This window comes from Bacillus sp. FSL K6-3312 (genome assembly GCF_038007485.1).
In the GTDB taxonomy this organism is placed as follows: domain Bacteria; phylum Bacillota; class Bacilli; order Bacillales; family Bacillaceae; genus Bacillus; species Bacillus pumilus.
In genome coordinates this window covers 2069913-2087677 of sequence record NZ_JBBOXI010000001.1, presented here as the reverse complement: position 1 = coordinate 2087677, position 17765 = coordinate 2069913, and the positions used below count along the sequence as shown (strand labels likewise).

Annotated in this window: 17 protein-coding genes; 15 read left to right on the top strand and 2 right to left on the bottom strand. The window is 40.9% G+C overall.

All coding sequences use genetic code 11. The features are described from left to right. Positions 1-107: 107 nt before the first annotated feature. A complete protein-coding gene (locus tag MHI11_RS10905; protein ID WP_340961067.1) occupies positions 108-521 on the bottom strand; it encodes a DUF2188 domain-containing protein in 414 nt (137 codons plus the stop codon). A 161-nt stretch (positions 522-682) separates the two neighbouring features. Here MHI11_RS10905 and MHI11_RS10900 point away from each other — a divergent pair, with 161 nt between their 5' ends. The 8 genes from MHI11_RS10900 to MHI11_RS10865 all read left to right on the top strand — a co-directional run bounded on the left by MHI11_RS10900 (position 683) and on the right by MHI11_RS10865 (position 8645). Beyond that, positions 683-1156 (top strand): VOC family protein, encoded by a 474-nt coding sequence (locus tag MHI11_RS10900; RefSeq protein WP_340961066.1) that lies wholly within the window; start codon positions 683-685, stop codon positions 1154-1156. Between the two features lie 48 nt (positions 1157-1204). Then, the gene (locus MHI11_RS10895; protein WP_065097348.1) at positions 1205-1618 is read left to right on the top strand and encodes an Rrf2 family transcriptional regulator; all 414 of its coding nucleotides are present in this window, start codon (positions 1205-1207) and stop codon (positions 1616-1618) included. Between the two features lie 131 nt (positions 1619-1749). Further along, a complete protein-coding gene (locus tag MHI11_RS10890; protein WP_335351321.1) occupies positions 1750-2601 on the top strand; it encodes an SDR family oxidoreductase in 852 nt (283 codons plus the stop codon). Between the two features lie 274 nt (positions 2602-2875). Next, positions 2876-4471, top strand: coding sequence for a M48 family metallopeptidase (locus MHI11_RS10885; protein ID WP_340961065.1), 1596 nt, complete (start codon positions 2876-2878; stop codon positions 4469-4471). A gap of 240 nt (positions 4472-4711) precedes the next feature. Then, positions 4712-5428 (top strand): (Fe-S)-binding protein, encoded by a 717-nt coding sequence (locus tag MHI11_RS10880; RefSeq protein ID WP_044141435.1) that lies wholly within the window; start codon positions 4712-4714, stop codon positions 5426-5428. A gap of 20 nt (positions 5429-5448) precedes the next feature. Further along, positions 5449-6870: a LutB/LldF family L-lactate oxidation iron-sulfur protein gene (locus MHI11_RS10875; RefSeq protein ID WP_340961063.1), complete on the top strand. Its 1422-nt coding sequence runs from the start codon at positions 5449-5451 to the stop codon at positions 6868-6870. Continuing rightward, positions 6870-7592, top strand: coding sequence for a LutC/YkgG family protein (locus MHI11_RS10870; protein ID WP_044141419.1), 723 nt, complete (start codon positions 6870-6872; stop codon positions 7590-7592). Before MHI11_RS10875 ends, MHI11_RS10870 begins: the two co-directional genes overlap by 1 nt. A 144-nt stretch (positions 7593-7736) precedes the next feature. Beyond that, positions 7737-8645: a DMT family transporter gene (locus MHI11_RS10865; protein WP_044141418.1), complete on the top strand. Its 909-nt coding sequence runs from the start codon at positions 7737-7739 to the stop codon at positions 8643-8645. An 11-nt stretch (positions 8646-8656) separates the two neighbouring features. Here the strand turns inward: MHI11_RS10865 and MHI11_RS10860 are convergent, their stop codons facing one another. Next, on the bottom strand, positions 8657-8848 hold the full coding sequence (locus MHI11_RS10860) for a hypothetical protein (protein WP_044141417.1): 192 nt from the start codon (positions 8846-8848) through the stop codon (positions 8657-8659). 110 nt (positions 8849-8958) lie between these two features. On the opposite strand from MHI11_RS10860, the gene MHI11_RS10855 reads away from it, so the two are divergent. From MHI11_RS10855 to MHI11_RS10825, 7 genes are all read left to right on the top strand, one after another. Next, positions 8959-10659 carry an RNA ligase gene (locus tag MHI11_RS10855; RefSeq protein ID WP_340961062.1) on the top strand — a complete coding sequence of 567 codons (1701 nt, stop codon included), beginning with the start codon at positions 8959-8961 and terminating at the stop codon, positions 10657-10659. Continuing rightward, positions 10640-11173 (top strand): T4 RnlA family RNA ligase, encoded by a 534-nt coding sequence (locus MHI11_RS10850; protein WP_340961061.1) that lies wholly within the window; start codon positions 10640-10642, stop codon positions 11171-11173. The genes MHI11_RS10855 and MHI11_RS10850 overlap by 20 nt, the downstream gene beginning before the upstream one ends. 64 nt (positions 11174-11237) lie before the next feature. Then, positions 11238-11948 (top strand): DUF421 domain-containing protein, encoded by a 711-nt coding sequence (locus tag MHI11_RS10845; protein ID WP_003210832.1) that lies wholly within the window; start codon positions 11238-11240, stop codon positions 11946-11948. A gap of 256 nt (positions 11949-12204) precedes the next feature. Further along, positions 12205-12750 carry a TetR/AcrR family transcriptional regulator gene (locus MHI11_RS10840; RefSeq protein WP_221450804.1) on the top strand — a complete coding sequence of 182 codons (546 nt, stop codon included), beginning with the start codon at positions 12205-12207 and terminating at the stop codon, positions 12748-12750. A gap of 21 nt (positions 12751-12771) precedes the next feature. Beyond that, positions 12772-15915, top strand: a complete 3144-nt coding sequence (locus MHI11_RS10835; protein ID WP_340961059.1) for a bifunctional cytochrome P450/NADPH--P450 reductase — start codon at positions 12772-12774, stop codon at positions 15913-15915. A gap of 195 nt (positions 15916-16110) precedes the next feature. Further along, positions 16111-17019 carry a trypsin-like serine peptidase gene (locus MHI11_RS10830; protein ID WP_044141413.1) on the top strand — a complete coding sequence of 303 codons (909 nt, stop codon included), beginning with the start codon at positions 16111-16113 and terminating at the stop codon, positions 17017-17019. A 262-nt stretch (positions 17020-17281) separates the two neighbouring features. Continuing rightward, the gene (locus MHI11_RS10825; protein WP_223251181.1) at positions 17282-17662 is read left to right on the top strand and encodes a NucA/NucB deoxyribonuclease domain-containing protein; all 381 of its coding nucleotides are present in this window, start codon (positions 17282-17284) and stop codon (positions 17660-17662) included. Positions 17663-17765 lie beyond the last annotated feature (103 nt).

Below are 17765 nucleotides of genomic sequence, written 5' to 3'. Positions count from 1 at the left end.
GGAGCAGAGCGAATTTGACATTCGTGAGCACCGTAGCGCAGACCTGACAACGTATACGAGGGTTTGCCTACACGTTGAGATCGCTTACGGGCAGTCTTATTGCGGTTTTAACTCGTCCTGAATGTAACAACAGAAGTCCCTTTATTAGATGCAATCTCCTTTGCCCGGTCAATTGTTTCTTGTTTCGTTTCTTTGATCTCACTTACTCGTTTTGCTATCTCTGTTTGAACCGCCCAGCTTTCTTCATGTTTGACGACATGCTGCGCATGATCCATGAGCTCTGGTCTTGCGGAGCTGCTGTCTTTAGATGGCGTGACAGAACCATGAGCTGAGACATTCTCGATCTCTTTCTCCGTTGCGTTCTTTTTCCATTCTTTCGCTTGACTGATTGCAATTGGGATGGCTCTACTTTCGTCATAGCCTTCCTGCATCATTTTGTTCGCAATCTCAAGCGCTTTTTTTCGAATGACGTTGTCTAATGATTTAAATGAAGCAGGATAATCATTCATCGTCCAAGGCATATAAAGCGCTCCTTTCTTTTATTTGAACAACTTCCCCCCATATGTAATCGATCAAACATATCATTCTTCTCAAACCAATGAAGGGGATAAAATACATCGTTTTGCTGAGGCAGAATCTCATCAATTCCCGCACAATAGAAAGTAGAAAAGGAGTGATTTTGATGATGATAAAAGGTTTGTATGAAGCCCATTTACCTGTGAGTGACTTAAAGACATCTATTGCGTTTTATGAAAAATTGGAATTGACACTTGCTCACGAAAATGAACGAGTTGCTTTTTTATGGATTGAGAAAGGTAAGAGCTGGCTTGGCTTGTGGAAAGTAGATATCAATGACTTCCCATACCATCCTTCGACTCGGCACGTTGCTTTTCAAATTACAACGTCTAGTATCGAACAAATCAAGGATTGGCTGGTTGAAAAAGGCATCGGCATTCACCCAATGTTTGGCTTTTCAGAAGAGAAGCAGCCTTTAGTTCTGGATAATCCGCCGCAATTTCATGCAGCGATCTATTTTCTTGACCCAGATGGAAATCTACTTGAATGCATTGCCCCGCTAGAGCTTGATACAGAAGAAGACTACGATATCATGGCATATGAGGACTGGGATCAAAAGAAAAATCCGTTTATTGATTGACAAAATCACTCATTGTAACTATATTGATTACAACGGTGGTGAAAGATTGTGAAACAAATTAGCAGCAGGTATCCGATTGCTGTTCATATTTTGTCATTTATTGCAGGTGTTCAAAAAGAGTGTACAGGGGATTTTATTGCAGAAAGTGTGAATTCAAATCCAGCCATTGTTCGAAAAATGATGGCAATGCTCAAACGGGCGGGTCTCATTGAGATACGCCGCGGAGTAGGCGGTGCTTATTTAAAAATACCGGCAGAGGACATCACGCTGTTAGATGTGTACCGCGCTGTCGATGTAAGCGAGGATGAAGAATTGTTTAACTTCCATCAGCCAGTCATCGCATGTCCGATTGGTCAAGCGATGGATACAAGACTGAGAAGTGAACTAAAAGAAGCTCAAGCGGCGCTTGAAAATCACCTCAAACAAGTGACCATCCAGCAATTGTTGACAGAGTCAGAATAAAAGAAGCTCAGGCTGAACTTGGGCTTTTTTTACACCAATTGTTGTAATCGAAATGGTTATAACGAATAAACGGATACGTAAAGGTGTACCAAAACATCACCGTGAATCACAAAATGAGGAGGTCAAACATTATGAAGTTATTAGTAACAGGCGCAACAGGACAGCTTGGATCGCTCATCGTCCAGCATTTACTTAAAAAGGTACCAGCTGAACAAATTGCGGTGAGTGTTCGAAATCCGCAAAAGGCAGCACATTTGAAGGAAGCTGGGGTGGATGTACGCCACGGAGACTTTACTCAGCCAGACACCCTTAAGGCAGCCTTTCAAGGCATTGACCGCCTTTTGATCATTTCAACTGCGGATGGTGACCGCGTGCAGCAACATACGGCTGCCATTCAAGCGGCGAAAGCAGCTGGTGTATCTTTTATTGCTTATACTAGCGTTGTGAATGCAAGAGAGAGTCAGCTTGTCCTTGCACATGACCACGCAAAAACTGAAGAAGCCATTGTGGCCTCTGGCATTCCTCATGTGTTTCTAAGAAACAATTGGTATGTAGAAAATGAAAAAGATACGATACTAGCAGCCGTTAGCGGCGCACCATATTTAAGTCCAATTGGTGATGGCAAGGTTGGCTGGGCAACAAGAAATGACTACGCAGAAGCGGCCGCAAATGCGTTAACATTATCTAAACATGACAAGGAGAAATATGAACTGTCAGGACCTCTTCGGACGCATACTGAACTTGCTCGCATTGTCAGTGAAGTGAGCGGAAAAGAGATCAAAGTGGAGCAAATTGATGTCGACACATTTGGGGAATTTTTAGCTTCTAATGGTGTACCAAAAGAAGCTGTGCCATTTGTCAAAGCCATTCAAAGCGGAATTCGCGATGGTGCCTTAGCCATTGAAAGCGATGATTTCAAAACCTTATTAGGCCGCCCCTTAACACCTATCGATGAAAGAATTCGTGAATTGATTTCAAAATAAATTTTCTCAAACGTCCTATCAAAAGGGCGTTTTTTCATTCAAGCTACACGAGCACTTCATTGAAATTTCAGGAAGTTGGGACTAAAATGGAATTTAGGCTTATTATTTGTTTATTCTTCCTGTTTAATTGAGAAAGTGTACCCTAGCATAGGGAAGCTAATAATAAGGGTTAGATTTTCAATAAGTTCTTATGGAAAATGGACGTATATAATGGCTATCACTCTTTCTTAACATATGCAACCTTATTAAACCTACATAAGCAGGAGGTGATGAAATGTTACGAAAAGCCTCATTTTCTTATTTTATTGCAAGCATTATTACAATAATAGTCATTTTGATTGAAGTTGGTATCCGTTCAGCAGTTGTTTCTCCATTTGTTCTACTTGATTCGAACAAAGATAATAATCCAAAAGTATTAATCTCCCATTCTCTTTATCAGGGTGATTTTTTATTAACCTATCAAGATGATGACTCCAAAGATCGTTCAGAAGCAGCCTTTCAATTGGGGGGAAAGCAAATAAATTTCACGGAGATTCCCTCTAGGAATGGAATTAGCACAATTGAAACTGACAAATTAATGAAAGATCAGGCAACGGTTTTTCTAAGAAGAGGTTTTGTACTTATTCATGATGATAAAATTAAGATGGAACAGGTATCGCAAAATCCTTTTTTCTCTAAATACAATCTAACGAATCTAACAGAAACTACTAAGGTCAAAACAGGTTTTAAGCATAATACCACATATATTATATTCATTACCTTAATGGGAATCCTTTTTCCAGCTATGTTATTTTTATTTTTTAATCTTCATGAATCTATGAAAAACCTGTTCACATTATTTATTCCCTTTGTTTTAGCCATTTTTCTTCCCTTGGGATTAAATTATTATTTCTTAATGGGATATGTGCTATCAATAACAGGCTCTTATGTATTAAGCATTATTCTCTCTATACTTGTACCTAGTTTCCTGTCAATTTTATTGACAGCTTATTCATTTGAGTATACTACAAAAGATACGCCTGAAGATTTAGAAGAGAATGAAGGCGCGTCAGGAAATTCGTTCTTAATGAATGTTAGGGAGCAAGTCGTTTTGTTTGGTGCTACCACATTATCCTTGTTATATTTCGGATCTTATTTATTACTTCCTTTGTCATTTCAAGCGGAGATCATGGGTAACCTTTTTCTATTTTGTGGCTGGTACTTCGCTCTAATCATATTATTTATTATTGGTTACTCAATCATTCAAAAAATAATAAACAAATATGAAGTTTTAAATACGGAAGCATTCATGTATATTCGCAAGGATATTGAGTATAAGACAAACAAAAAAGTGAATATTTGGGTGAAAAAAGACTCTAAACAGGATGTGAATGCATGGATATATTCTTTTAAACTTCCTTTTAGAAGAAGAGTCGATGTGTATGTAACAGAAGGGTTGCTAGATAACTTTGATAAAGAGGAAATTCGTGCTATCTTATACCATGAAATGGGACATGCGAAGTTAAAACACGCACATTATACCTTGTACCTAACTTTGATCGTAACATTCCTTATGGGCATCAGTATGTATTACGCTAGACAGGTTATGCTTGCTAACGGATGGTGGCAATATGTTCTTATTTTCCCAATAGGAATAATTCTCATGGTTTTCATAACGGAATGGCTGCCAAAGAAAATCAACCGGTTGTTTGAAATTCAAGCTGATAACTTTGCTGTTTCCCATCTTGAGAATAAAACATTGTATCTCAATACTTTGATTAAATTAAGCAATCTTATTGAAGAAGAAGATGGAGATTATGGAAGAAAGTCTGAATGGCGTGAAAGTCACCCCTCTTTCGAAAAAAGAATTGAGAACATAAAGAAAAATTAGGCCACCTCACACCTATCAAAGAAAGAATTCATGAAATGATTTCAAAATAAACATATGAAAAACGTCCTATCAAAAGGGCGTTTTTTTCATTCATCCACACGAGCCATATGTCCAAATTTAGACAAATCACTTCGTTGAAATTTCAGAAATTTGGGATTAAAATGAAAATAAGGTCTGTTATTTCGTCATCAGATGACCAAATTGATGAATCAAATTGCAGCAAAGAAGGGAAGTTCGCCGATGAAAGTCCATTTATTCGTTACCTGTTTAATTGACACCATCCAGCCAAATGTAGGAAAGGCCACAGTGGAAGTATTAGAAAGGCTCGGTGTAGAAGTGGAATTTCCGGAGGCACAAGTGTGCTGCGGGCAGCCAGCCTTTAACAGCGGCTATACAAAAGAAACCATTAAAGTAGCAAAAAACATGATCAAAGCCTTTGAATCAGCTGAATATGTCGTGACACCGTCAGGTTCTTGTAAGGCGATGTTTTTAGAATATCCTCAACTTTTAAAAGAAGATCCAGTGTGGTCAGCAAAAGCTGAGGCACTTGCTGAGAAAACATATGAATTAACAGAGTTTATTGTTGATATATTACACGTCACAGATGTAGGGGCGAGCCTGAAAGGAAACGCAACCTATCACACATCCTGTCATATGACGAGACTGCTGCGAATTAAGGAAGCCCCTTTCACACTGTTGTCAAATGTCAAAGATTTGACGATGACACCATTGCCGCGCGCAGAAAATTGCTGCGGATTTGGAGGGACGTTTTCAATAAAAATGACACCTATTTCTGAGCAAATGGTCGATGAGAAAGTCCAAAGCATAGAGGAGACAGACGCTGAATACATCATTGGTGCTGACTGCGGCTGCCTGCTCAATATTGGGGGGAGACTGAATCGTCTTGATAAGCCCATTCAAGTGATGCATATCGCAGAGGTATTAAATAGCCGCTGACTTTAAGAGGGGGACGGCACATGAGTATGAAAATTGGAGAGAAGGCCTTTAAAGAACGAATCGGGGAAGGGTTAGAAGATACGGTCATGAGAGGTGCTGTTTCCTCAGCGCAGGAACGCCTGTATGAAAGGCGGCTATCTGCGAGCGAAGAGCTTGGCAACTGGGAAAAGTGGCGAGAACTTGGCGAGGAAATCAGGCAGCATACGCTGAAGCATCTCGATGACTACTTATACCAACTAAGTGAAAGCGTTAGTGCACGCGGGGGACATGTCTTTTTTGCAAAAACAAAGGAAGAAGCATCGGCGTATATTCAACATGTGGCACAGAAAAAGGCGGCCAAAAAGATCGTTAAATCAAAATCAATGGTCACAGAAGAAATTGAAATGAATCAAGCCCTTGAAGAGATCGGCTGTGAGGTGGTAGAAAGTGACCTTGGTGAGTATATTCTGCAAGTAGATGATCATGAACCCCCTTCACATATTGTGGCACCTGCTCTTCATATGACGAAAGAACAAATACGAGAAGTCTTTCACGAAAAGCTCGGATATGAGATGTCAGAGACACCTGAAGATATGACGAGTTTTGTGAGAGCCATTTTACGTGAAAAGTTCCTCGAAGCAGATATTGGTGTCACCGGCTGTAATTTTGCTGTCGCCAATACAGGTTCCATTTGCCTTGTGACAAATGAAGGGAATGCGGATCTTGTTACGGCTATCCCAAAGACACATATCGCCGTTATGGGCATGGAGCGGATTGTTCCAACGATGGAGGAACTAGATGTCCTCGTTGGTCTTTTGTGCAGAAGTGCAGTCGGTCAGAAATTAACGAGTTACATTTCTGTCGTCGGACCAAAAGGAGAAGAAGAAGTGGATGGGCCAGAAGAATTTCACTTGGTCATTGTGGACAATGGGCGGTCCAATATATTAGGTACAACCTTTCAGCCTGTTCTCCAATGTATCCGGTGCGCAGCCTGCATCAATGTGTGCCCAGTTTACCGGCATGTGGGCGGACATTCATACGGATCGATTTACCCGGGGCCAATTGGTGCTGTTTTATCGCCGCTTCTTGGCGGCTATAATGACTACCAAGAGCTCCCCTTTGCATCTAGTCTTTGCGCGGCTTGCACAGATGCTTGTCCAGTAAAGATCCCGCTTCACGAGTTATTAATAAAACATCGACAAGTCATCGTTGAAAAAGAGGGGAGAGCGCCTAAAGCTGAAATGATGGCGATGAAAATGTTCGGAATGGGCGCATCGACTCCCGGGATGTATCAATTCGGAACAAAAGCAGCTCCTGTATTGATGAATCGTATGGCTTCAAACGGACAGATTTCAAAAGGAATAGGTCCTTTAAAGAATTGGACAGATATTCGTGACCTGCCAGCTCCAAGTAAAGAAAGATTCAGGGATTGGTTTAAAAAGAGACAGAAGGAGGAGCAGTGATGAAGGGAACTATTTCTCACCGAGAGTCGTTTTTAGCTCATATCCGTAAGCAATTAGGGAAGGATTCCTCCCCGTCTGCATCCATTCAGCGTCCAGCTTGGAAGCATCAAGTTCAGTGGGAAACAAACGGACCTTTGTCTAAAGAAGAACTAGTCGAGCAACTGAAGAAGCAATGTCAACGAATTCACACAAGAGTGGTCGAAACAACACCAGAGGAAGCACCCTCTGTATTACGATCATTGATGACAGAGTATGGAGAGGGTTCTGTGATGACATCGGGCGATCATCGTTTTGAACAATATGGATTTTATCCGATGTTTGACAGCTTGCAGCACGAAGGATTCGCCGTCACCAGCTGGAATGCTGAGGCATCAAGGGAAGAAAATATCAGGCTGGCAGAACAAGCGGCGTATTCGGTTGTATTCAGTGATTACACTTTAGCAGAATCAGGGACGGTCGTCCTTTCATCCCATCAAGGGCAAGGAAGAGCGCTCCATTTTTTACCGATGATGTATATCGTGTGTATCGAAAAAAGCACGGTGGTTCCGCGGATGATTCAAGCTGTTTCGGCTCTTAATCGCTCGGTAGAAGAGGGAGAGCAGGCGAAAGGTGCGATTCATTTCATATCAGGTCCGAGTAACTCTGCGGATATTGAGATGAATTTAGTGGTAGGTGTTCATGGTCCAGTTCGGGCCGTTTATCTATTGATAGATGATGAGTAGGGCTTTCGAGATGAAAGCCTTTTTTTCATGCAAAAAAGCTCACACAAGTTTTAAAATCATCTTGCCTCTAGCGGATTGGACATAGTAAGATGACGACATACAAGATGATCTTCTCATCTACTGCTGATGTAAAGGAAGCTGCTTATGGACATGAAGTCAACTGCTCAAAAGAAATCAATTGCACTACCTCTTGTGATTTCAATTATTGCCATTTCGTTTTCTGCTATTATTGTGAAATGGTCAAATGCACCTGCTGCTATTTTAAGCATGTATCGAATGATCTTTGCCGCGGTTTTTATGCTGCCGTTTATTCTGCCACGAAAAAAAGAATTTCTCTCGATTCAGCGAAGAGACTGGTTTTTCTTATGTATGTCAGGCTTCTTTTTAGGACTCCATTTTGTGTTGTGGTTTGGCTCACTAAAGCTGACGACTGTGGCAAGCTCTACTATTATCATCGCTCTTCAGCCGATGGTCTCCTTGTTAGGCGGCTTTCTCATTTTCCGTGAACGAACGACGCTGCCTGCACTTTTGACGATGTGTGCCGCAATTGTTGGTGCACTGATGATTGGGTGGGGAGACGTAGGTCATAGCCAGGAAGCCATCCTAGGAGATATTTTATCCTTTTTAAGTGTGATCGCGGTTGTTTGTTATTTATTAATAGGTCAACAGGCTGTCAGAAAGATATCTCATTGGATTTATAGTTTTTGTGTGTTTGGTTTTGCCGGTCTTTTTTTAATTTTATTCAATTGGATTCAGCAAACTCCTTTTACAGGCTATCCAGGTAAAGAGTGGGGAATCTTTTTATTGCTTGCGATCATCCCCACCATGTCTCATGTCATTAATAATTGGCTTTTAACATATGTCAATGCCACAACCATTTCAATGAGTATCCTTGGCGAACCTGTTGGAGCCACGATTCTTGCTGTATGGCTGCTTGGAGAAAAAGTCACGCTGCTCCAAATGTGTGGCGGTTTTCTTGTCCTTTTAGGCGTCTTTTTCTTTTTGATGCAGCAGCGTCAAAGAATTGTGATGAAACAAAAAAAATCCGGTTAAATTCCGGATTTTTACTCTTTTAAATCGTTTTTTTCTATCACTTTGTTCAATCTTTCCTTAACCTTCTTCAATTCCATTCGTTTTCTTCTGATCATTCGAAAAGCAATGACAATAATCGTCACGATAGCAGCAATGAATAGAAGAGAGAACACTTGAAATAGAAGATCACCCATGTTAAATGCCATATTCTCCCCATTAGACATACGTAAAACCTCCCTTTCTATCTATATATTACCATAATCGATAAAAGATTGAGATTTATCCATCATTTATCTATAATAGGTAAAATATCACTTATTAAAGGAGAACCAATATGAGAACTTTAGTCCTTTTACGAGGTCTCCCAGGGGTAGGGAAATCAACTTGGATCAAAGCCCAAGGCTTAGAGCCTTACACGTTATCAGCGGATCAGATTCGTCTTTTGACCCAGCCTCCGCAGTTATCTGTCAATGGGAAACCAGAAATTTCAAGCAAACATGACCATAAAGTCTGGTCATTATTATTTGAATTGCTTACAGCACGTATGGAACGCGGAGACTTTACTGTGATTGATGCGACACATATTTCAAGCAAATCGATATCTCAATATAAATCGCTGGCCACATCGTATCGTTACAGGGTGTATGTCGTCGATTTCACGCAGGTGCCGCTTGAAACAGCTCTATTGCAAAATCGCTCACGGGAAGCTCACAAAGTTGTGTGGGAGTCTGTTTTATATCAAATGAATGAGCGGTTAAAAACAGAAAAGGTCCCATCCTGGGTGACTGTCTTGCAGCCTGAGGAATATCCGCAAGTGATGACCTATCAGCCTCGATCCTTCGATCAATATGAGGTCATTCATGTTTTTGGAGATATTCACGGCTGTCATACCGCTCTGACCACCTATTTGCAAGGAGATATTAAAGAAAATGAACTTTATATCTTTGCAGGTGATTTGCTTGATAGAGGTATAGAAAACAAGAAAGTATTAGAATGGATGCTCGCACATAGAGAATGCCGGAATGTCATCGTGATTGAGGGTAATCATGATCAGCATTTATACCGGTTTGCACATGGTGAAAAAGTAAGAAGCAATATGTTTAACCGGCATACTGCACCTGAAATCGAAGCAGACTTTGATTTAAAAGAAGTACGGAAGTTTGTCAGAACATTTCATCAGCTTACTTATTTTACGTACCATGACAAGACATTTCTTGTTACCCACGGGGGGCTTGCTCATTTGCCAGAAGAGCTTCTGCATGTCTCAACACAGCAGCTCATTCACGGTGTAGGTGAATATTCAGATGACATTGATCACTTGTTTGTTCAAAATACTGCTGGATTAGATGTCATTCAAATTCACGGGCATCGCAATTTATACAGGCTGCCTACTCAAGCAGCGGAAAGATCTTATAATCTAGAAGGCCAGGTTGAATTCGGGGGACAGCTGAGGGTGTTGAAAATCACAGCTGACGGGATTGAGACTCATGAAATTGACAACCCAGTCTATAGAGCTTCTGAGAAAAAACCATCAGCCGCTATTCAACCAGATATCTCACTAGATGACTTTTTAGCTCACTTAGATCAACATGAATATGTACAGGAATTAAAGCTTCCGCACCACATTTCATCTTTTAATTTTACGAAAAAAGCGTTTAGTGAACGGCAGTGGGATGATGTGAATGTGAAGGCAAGAGGCTTGTTTGTCAATATGGTGTCAAAGCAGATTGTTTCAAGAAGCTACAACAAATTTTTTAACATTGATGAGCGTCCGGAGACAAAAATGCATCATTTAGTGAATCATCTTCAATTCCCTATTACCGTCTATGATAAAGCAAATGGATATTTAGGGACGGTTGGGTATAACGAAATGGAAGATGAATTGGTGTTTACGTCCAAATCGTATACATCTCATGTGAAGCAAAATCAGCATGCTTCCTGGGTCGAAGAGTTATTCTATCAGACCTTCGGAGACGTGCAGGTCGACTACATCAAATCATACGTACGTGACCACAATGCCATCTCTTGTGTTTGAAGTCATTTTGCCAAAGAAAGACCCGCATATTATCACATATGATCATGATCAACTCATTTTGCTTGATATAGTGAAGCGTCAGCTAAGCTATGAAAAGACACCATTTACTGAAGTGAAAAGAGTAAGCGAACAGCTTGGAATATCCAGCAAGCAGGAAGAGGCTGTGTTCCACGATTGGACGTCTTTTTATAAATGGTATCAGGCCGTTTCTCATGACGACTCGATCAAAGAAGAGGGATATGTCATTGAGGATCATCGCGGCTTTATGACTAAGCTCAAGCTTCCTTATTATCAATTCTGGAAGCAGATGCGCGCGATCAAACAGCGCGTTGCAGAGAAGCGTTCCACGCAAAAATATATGCAGGCATTGCAAACAGCGGAGCAAGCTAGATTTTATACGTGGCTTCTTGAGCAAGATGCCAATGCTGTCAGAAATAGCTCCATTATTGAGCTGCGCTCACAATTTGAGCAAAGCGATGCTGCCGAGTTGAATAATGATGGAATAAATACATAGTCTAAAAAGGAGTCTTTTCTAAAGAAAAGGCTTTTTTTGATGCAATTGAAAGGTGGACCCTTACATGCCTGACCATATTGAAGTCATTTTACGGACGATGTTTGCTTTTGCGATTTTATTTGGCGGAGCACGTCTTCTTGGAAAGCAAACCATAGCGCAAATGAATATTTTTGATTTTATAGCAGCCATTAGCTTAGGTTCAATTGCGGCGAGTCTCGCGTTTAATACAACGCTTCCGTTTCATCACACGACGATTTCCTTTGTCACGCTTGTCATGATCATTTATGTGATTTCGCTGATAGCTTTAAGGAGCCGAAAATTGAGAGGATTTATGGCCGGTAAACCAACCCTTGTCATACAAAATGGAAAAATTCTTGAAGAGAATATGAAGGGAATGAGGTATACACTTGATTATTTAAATCAGCAGCTGAGAGAAAAAGACATTTTTGATATTAGCGAAGTTGAATTTGCCATGATTGAAACAGATGGACATATGTCAGTGAAAAAATATCCTTCGTTTGAAAATGTCACTCGGAAGGATCTTCAATTGTATATGAAGGCAGAGGGCTACATGCCTATCGAAGTGATCATGGACGGAAAGCTCATTTTGAAAAACATTCAAGAAAATCAATTAACTGTGGAGTGGATAGATGAAGAGCTTAAGAAAAGGCAGCTCTCCTTAAAGGACATTGTATACGCAGTCCGTTCAAGTAATGGCAGTTTATATATTGATACATATGACGACCACATTCACTCTCCGATTGATCAAGAATGAAGGTGTAGTGCTGATGTCACCCTCCTGACACATATCTGACAATATTTATAAGTCCTTTGGCTGCTGTCTGACTAGGCATGATTTCTCAATTATTATTATTTTCAGAAAATGTGATGACGGAAAAAAATAAATGTGTTTAAGTGTATATAGAAGAAATTAAAATATTAAGATAATATACCGTTTTCGGAATGAACGTTCATTCCTATGGTGAGGAGGGGATGAAGTGCCAGCAGTGACTGATAAACAAGAACAGATTATGAAGGCTTCGTTGGACTTATTTATTGAACGGGGCTTTGATGGGACCACGATGCCGATGATTTCAAAAAGAGCAAACGTCGGAGCGGGAACCATTTACCGTTATTTCGACAGTAAAGAGGCACTCGTCAATATTTTGTACCAGCGCAGCCTTTCTTCATTTATCGAAAAAATGAACACAAACAGTCCAGATCCAAAGGCGAGTATTCGGGCGTACTTTAAGCATGTATTTTATTGCTTGGTTTTATTTACAAAGGAGAATCCAAGCGGGCTATATTTTTTAGAAATTGATAAGCGATCCCATTACTTAGACGAGACGAGCAAAGAGAAAATGCAGCATTTGTTACATGAACTATTCCTTATCTTTGAAGAAGGGAAAAAGGATGGGATTCATCCAAATCTTTCAGGTAGAACCATTCTATCGATTGTATTTGGTGCCTTTGTACAGCTGCATAAACAAATTCTTGCAGAAGAAATAGAGCCAACGATTGAATTTCTAGAGGACATTGAGCAATGTTTATGGCGCGCCATTAGCGTTGCTTCTTAATGATATAAAGGGAGTGGGCACATGCAACAAACATCAATCATTCCAAAACCAAAAACATACGGACCTTTTAAAAATATTCCCCATATCAAAAAGGGTGAGCTTTCTCAAACCTTTTGGAGGCTAGCAGATGAATTAGGACCGATCTTTCAGTTTGAATTTTCAAAAGCAACAAGTATTTTTGTTTCTAATCATGAACTTGTCCAAGAAATATGTGATGAGAGCCGTTTTGATAAATACATTGGGACTAGTCTCAATAAAGTAAGAGCATTTGCAGGGGATGGGTTATTTACGAGCTGGACAGAAGAACCGAACTGGAGAAAGGCTCACCACATCTTGATGCCGGCGTTTAGTCAGCAGGCCATGAAGGGCTATCATGAGATGATGCTCGATATTGCCACACAGCTTGTACAAAAATGGCAAAGAACAGGCCGTGATGAAGAAATTGAAGTAGCAGAGGATATGACAAAGCTTACTTTAGATACGATCGGACTTTGTGGTTTTGATTTCAGGTTTAACAGTTTTTATAAAGAAAATCAGCATCCATTCATCGAAAGTATGCTGAATGGTTTAAACGAAGCGATGGATCAGGCGAGCCGGTTGCCGGTTGCAGATAAGCTAATGATCAAAAGAAGAAAAAAATTTGAAGAAAATGTCGATTTTATGAACCAATTAGTAGATGACATTATTCAAGAACGGAAAAAACAAGATAAAACGGGCAATGATTTACTGTCCCTCATGCTGCATGCAAAGGACCCTGAAACAGGAGAGCGCCTGTCAGATGAAAATATTCGCTATCAAATCATTACCTTCTTGATAGCTGGGCACGAAACAACAAGCGGGCTGCTATCCTTTGCGATTTATTTCTTATTAAAGAATCCAGAAAAATTAAAGAAAGCCGTCCAAGAAGCAGATGATGTGCTGCAAGGCGGACTGCCAACATTTAAGCAGGTACAAAAACTAAATTACACTCGTATGGTTTTAAATGAATCTCTTCGCCTCTGGCCAACAGCGCCTACGTTCTCTCTTTATGCGAAAGAGGACACCGTCATCGGAGGGAAATATTCGATTGAAAAGAACCAAAGTGTCTCCGTGCTGCTACCTAAGTTACATCGTGATCAAGCGGTATGGGGAGAGGATGCGGAAGAATTTAAACCAGAGCGGTTTCTACACCCTGAAAAGATCCCGCAGCATGCCTACAAGCCTTTTGGGAATGGACAGCGTGCATGTATTGGTATGCAATTTGCTCTTCATGAAGCCACAATGGTGCTAGCAATGGTCTTGCACAACCTGGAATTGATTGATCACACATCATACGAACTTGATTTAAAAGAATCTTTAACGATTAAGCCAAACGATTTTAAAATCAAAGTGCGGCCAAGGAAGCAGCAACTCTTTATGGTACCACCGAAAGAAGAGACGAAAAAAAGCACCACAACTGATGAGTCTAAAGTGAAGAGTCATGGTACACCACTGCTTGTTTTATATGGATCAAATCTTGGCACGGCGCAGCAAATCGCAAACGAATTGGCTGAAGAAGGAAAAGCAAAAGGGTTTGATGTGACCACTGCTCCGCTTGATGACTATACACGCCAATTACCAGATAAGGGTGCAGTCTTCATCGTGACCGCTTCATATAATGGACATCCGCCTGACCATGCGAAAAAATTTGTGGATTGGGTCACGCAGGAGAAAGAGCAGTATTTAACAAACGTGACATTTGCTGTGTTTGGATGCGGAGATCGAAATTGGGCGAGTACGTACCAGCGTATTCCTCGTCTCATTGATGAAGCACTTGAAAGAAAAGGTGCGAAGCGTGTAGCTGATTTAGGAGAAGGTGATGCAGGCGGAGATATGGATGAGGATAAAGAAACATTCCAGAAAACGGTCTTCAAGCAGCTCGCAAAAGAATTTAAGCTCACCTTCCAAGAAAAAGGTAAGGAAAACTCAAAACTATCAGTTGCTTATACAAATGAGCTAGTAGAACGTCCTGTGGCGAAAACATATGGTGCCTTTTCAGCTGTTGTACTGAAAAATGAGGAATTACAATCTGAGAAAAGTGAGCGGCAAACAAGACATATTGAACTGCAATTGCCTGAAGGGAAAAAATACAAAGAAGGGGATCATATCGGAATTGTTCCGAAAAATTGTGATGCACTCGTGCAGCGGGTGATCAATCGCTTCAATCTAGATCCTAAGCAGCACATCAAGCTTTCTTCTGAGAAAGAAGCAAATCATTTACCTTTAGATCAGCCGATTCAAATGAGAGAATTACTTGCGTCACATGTTGAGCTTCAAGAGCCTGCAACACGTACGCAGCTAAGAGAGCTCGCCGCATATACAGTTTGTCCGCCTCACCGCGTGGAGCTTGAGCAAATGGCTGGTGAAGCGTATCAAGAAGCTATTTTAAAGAAACGAGTAACCATGCTTGACTTACTAGATCAATATGAAGCATGTGAGCTGCCATTTGTGCACTTTTTAGCACTTTTACCAGGTTTGAAGCCGCGCTATTATTCTATTTCTAGCTCATCAAAGGTCGATGAAAAAAGAGTCAGTATCACAGTGGCGGTTGTGAAAGGGAAAGCGTGGAGCGGCCGCGGAGAATATGCCGGAGTCGCATCAAACTATTTATGCGGTCTGAAGGAAGGTGAAGAAGTCGCCTGCTTCCTCCATGAAGCGCAGGCAGGATTCCAGCTGCCACCTTCATCTGAATTACCGATGATCATGATCGGACCGGGTACAGGAATCGCTCCATTTAGAGGATTTGTTCAAGCAAGAGAAGTGTGGCAGAAGGAAGGCAAACCACTAGGGGAAGCTCACCTGTATTTTGGCTGCCGTCACCCTCATGAAGATGATCTGTATTTTGAAGAAATGCAGCTTGCGGCGCAAAAAGGAGTTGTCCACATCCACCGGGCTTATTCTCGTCACAAAGACCAAAAAATATATGTCCAGCATTTGTTAAAAGAAGACGGCGGTATGCTAATCAAATTACTCGATGGAGGTGCGTATCTTTACGTGTGCGGGGACGGAAAAGTCATGGCACCGGATGTAGAGGCTACACTGATCGACCTCTATCAACACGAGAAACAATGCACGAAGGAAGCAGCTGAAAATTGGCTAACCACTCTTGCAAATGACAATAGATATGTAAAAGATGTGTGGAGCTAACAAAAGGAAAGACCGCCAATTAGGCGGTTTTTTCTGTTTCATCAAGAGAGGTGAGATCGATAGAATGAAAGTTGGAAAGATACAAAACACCTAATTTAAAAATGAAATATTTTGAAAAAATAAGAATATTCTCTCATTTACTCCAATATGAAACAATCGTATCATTTTTGATATAGGACATAAAGGAGGAATATGATGAAAAAGGTGAAAATGTTACTCCCTTCTCTACTCGTTTTTGGTGCTTTAAGTGTGCCTAGTTTTGCCCACGCCGCATCGGATTCAGTACTAACGTCTGATTATGATATGGTGACTTCTGATGGAAAGGTGATCTCTTCAAGTGATTTCCACAATGATACGAAATCCCCCTCATCCTTTGACAAAGTGGATGATCTATCTTCAACTGTTGGCGAAAAAGTAAAACCACTATCAAAATATTTAAAAGACTTTCAAACTAAAGTCGTCATTGGAGACGATGGTAGAACAAAAGTAGCAAACACAAGAGTAGCACCATATAATTCAATTGCTTATATTACATTTGGCGGCTCAAGCTGTACGGGGACACTCATTGCCCCTAACAAAATTTTGACAAACGGACACTGCGTGTACAATACAGCATCAAGAAGTTATAGTGCAAAAGGATCGGTGTATCCAGGGATGAATGATAGCACTGCGGTAAATGGGTCAGCAAATATGACAGAGTTCTATGTACCAAGCGGATATATCAATACAGGTGCGAGCCAATATGATTTTGCCGTGATCAAAACAGATACGAACATTGGCAATACAGTCGGTTACCGTTCCATCCGTCAGGTGACAAACTTAACTGGAACAACGATTAAAATTTCTGGATATCCAGGTGATAAAATGAGATCGACTGGCAAGGTGTCGCAGTGGGAGATGTCAGGTCCTGTGACAAGAGAAGATACGAATCTCGCATACTATACGATTGATACATTTAGCGGAAATTCAGGCTCAGCGATGCTAGATCAAAATCAGCAAATCGTTGGGGTTCATAACGCAGGGTATTCAAACGGAACGATTAATGGCGGTCCAAAAGCGACAGCTGCCTTTGTTGAATTTATCAACTATGCAAAAGCGCAATAAAAGCTAGATCATAAAGCTTGTTTCCTTCATAGGGGACAAGCTTTTTTATGTGGATACAAGTGTCTAACTGTCTATGCTTGAAAGATTCATTGAGTTTTCAGCCTCTTCATTTTTTTCACATGTCATTCGTGAACGACTCATACATTAAAATGACACATTTCCTTTAAGTCAAGATTCTACTTGAGAAAAATGAGGAGGTCTCACACTTTTGAAGATGAGAAGAGGCTGGATTACTGCTGTCGCCTTATGCTTTGTGATATGGATGGGCACGCTGTTAGGTGGATTTGGGGAGGAACATGCGGCAAAAGGTGCGGATCGATATGATCATGTTATTCAATTTCCAAAGGAACGGTACCCTGAAACAGGCAGTCATATTCAAGAAGCCATTCGAAAAGGGCATTCAGATGTGTGTACGATAGACCGAAATGGAGCAGATGCCCGCAGGCAAGAATCATTAAAAGGCATTCCGACTAAACCCGGATTCGACCGAGATGAGTGGCCGATGGCAGTTTGTCTTGAAGGAGGAAAAGGGGCGAGTGTTCAATATGTCAGCCCGTCTGATAATAGGGGAGCGGGCTCATGGGTCGGGCACCAGATGAGCGGGTATCCTGATGGGAAAAGAATTTTATTTATTGTGAAATAAAACTAAAAGAGAGGCGCCTGTGAGTAGGTGCCTTTTTTGTTCGATCAGAGCGTATTGGAGCTAGCAGGGACAAAAGATTCAGTGGTACAATTGATCTATAAGA